Here is a 2,271-nt window from a genome sequence, read left to right as displayed (position 1 = left end):
TTGCTCAAGGTTGCGGTGTACGTAATCTGACCGCCTTCGTTGACTGCGCTTGGCGCGGTCAAAGTGACGGTGGTGGTATCAGCGGTGCCCGGCGTGTCGGTTACGGTGGTGTTTACAGGTGTAGTACCCGGCACCAGGTTTTCGAAATGCTCGCCGCCGGTCACACCCTTAATTGCGGTGGTGACGGTTTGATCGCCTTTGTACACATCATCTGGAGCCACAACCGAAACGGTACCGCTCGACTGATTCACCCCGATGGTGATGGTCTGGCCGTTATCCAAGGTCACGGTGAGCGGATTGGTGATGTTAGTCACTGCCGCGCCGTTTTTATCCACAAGGCTGGCGGTGTAGACGATATTGCCGCCTTCGCCAACGGTGGTGGTAGCGGTCAGAACCACATCAACTTTGTCGATGGTGTCGTTGATCGTGGTGGTCGCACCGTCGCCAGCAACGTCCAGCTTCTCGAAGTTACCGCCAGCAGCGTCAGTGATCTTGACGGTCTGAGTGCTCTTGTCGATGAACACGTCATCGCTTGGCGCTGGGACCGTCACGGTGCCGACGGTGTCGCCGGCTTTGATGGTGATGGTCGAGCCGTTATCGAGCTTCAGCGTGACGTCGGTGCCGGCCTTGTTGCTCAAGGTTGCGGTGTAGGTGATCTGGCCACCTTCACTCACCTCGGACGGAGCCGTCAGGGTCACGGTAGTGGTATCGGCAGTGCCCGGAGTGTCAGTCACTGTGGTGGTGACTTTATCGGTGCCAGGGACCAGGTTTTCGAAGTGCTCGCCGCCAGTCACACCCTTAATTGCGGTGGTGACGGTTTGATCGCCTTTGTAGACGTCATCTGGAGCTACAACCGAAACGGTACCGCTCGACTGATTCACACCGATGGTGATGGTCTGGCCGTTATCCAAGGTCACGGTCAGCGGGTTGGTGATGTTAGTTACTGCGTTACCCGACTTATCGACCAGCGACGCGGTGTAAACGATATTGCCGCCTTCGCCAACGGTGGTGGTAGCGGTCAGTACGACGTCAACCTTGTCGATGGTGTCGTTGATCGTGGTGGTCGCGCCGTCGCCTGCTACTTCCAGCTTCTCGAAGTTACCGCCAGCAGCGTCAGTGATCTTGACCGTCTGAGTGCTCTTGTCGATGAACACGTCATCGCTTGGCGCTGGGACAGTCACGGTGCCGACTGTGTCGCCGGCTTTGATGGTGATCGTCGAGCCGTTGTCGAGTTTCAGGGTTACGTCAGTGCCGGCCTTGTTGCTCAAGGTTGCGGTGTACGTAATCTGACCGCCTTCGTTGACTGCGCTTGGCGCGGTCAAAGTGACGGTGGTGGTATCAGCGGTGTCAGGTGTGTCGGTCACGGTGGTGTTTACAGGTGTAGTACCCGGCACCAGGTTTTCGAAATGCTCGCCGCCGGTCACACCCTTGATTGCGGTGGTGACGGTCTGGTCGCCTTTGTACACATCATCTGGAGCCACAACCGAAACGGTACCGCTCGACTGATTCACACCGATGGTGATGGTCTGGCCGTTATCCAAGGTCACGGTGAGCGGATTGCTGATGTTAGTCACTGCCGCGCCGTTTTTATCCACAAGGCTGGCGGTGTAAACGATGTTGCCGCCTTCGCCGACGGTAGTAGTAGCGGTCAGGACCACATCAACTTTGTCGATGGTGTCGTTGATCGTGGTGGTCGCACCGTCGCCAGCAACGTCCAGCTTCTCGAAGTTACCGCCAGCAGCGTCAGTGATCTTGACGGTCTGAGTGCTCTTGTCGATGAACACGTCATCGCTAGGTGCTGGGACAGTCACAGTGCCGACGGTGTCGCCGGCCTTGATGGTGATGGTCGAGCCGTTGTCGAGTTTCAGGGTTACGTCAGTGCCGGCCTTATTGCTCAAGGTTGCGGTGTACGTAATCTGACCGCCTTCGTTGACTGCGCTTGGCGCGGTCAAAGTGACGGTGGTGGTATCAGCGGTGCCCGGTGTGTCGGTAACGGTGGTGTTAACCGGCGTAGTACCAGGAACCAAATTCTCGAAATGCTCGCCGCCAGTCACACCCTTAATTGCGGTGGTGACGGTCTGGTCGCCTTTGTAAACATCGTTCGGCGCCACGGTGGTGACGGTGCCGCTCGACTGGTTCACGCCGATAGTGATGGTCTGGCCGTTGTCCAGAGTGACGGTTAGCGGGTTGGTGATGTTAGTCACTGCCGCGCCGTTTTTATCCACAAGGCTGGCGGTGTAGACGATATTGCCGCCTTCGCCAACGGTGGTG

Annotated in this window: 1 protein-coding gene; it reads right to left on the bottom strand. The window is 57.6% G+C overall.

The genetic code is table 11. The features are described 5' to 3' along the window. Window positions 1–2,271, bottom strand: a 2,271-nt coding sequence (locus tag ACDZ94_RS07890; RefSeq protein WP_432751491.1) for an immunoglobulin-like domain-containing protein, incomplete at both ends; no start/stop codon positions are given.

The organism is Pseudomonas sp. UBT, from assembly GCF_050915955.1.
GTDB classification, from domain to species: domain Bacteria; phylum Pseudomonadota; class Gammaproteobacteria; order Pseudomonadales; family Pseudomonadaceae; genus Aquipseudomonas; species Aquipseudomonas antarctica_A.
This window is presented reverse-complemented; position numbering and strand designations above follow the sequence as displayed.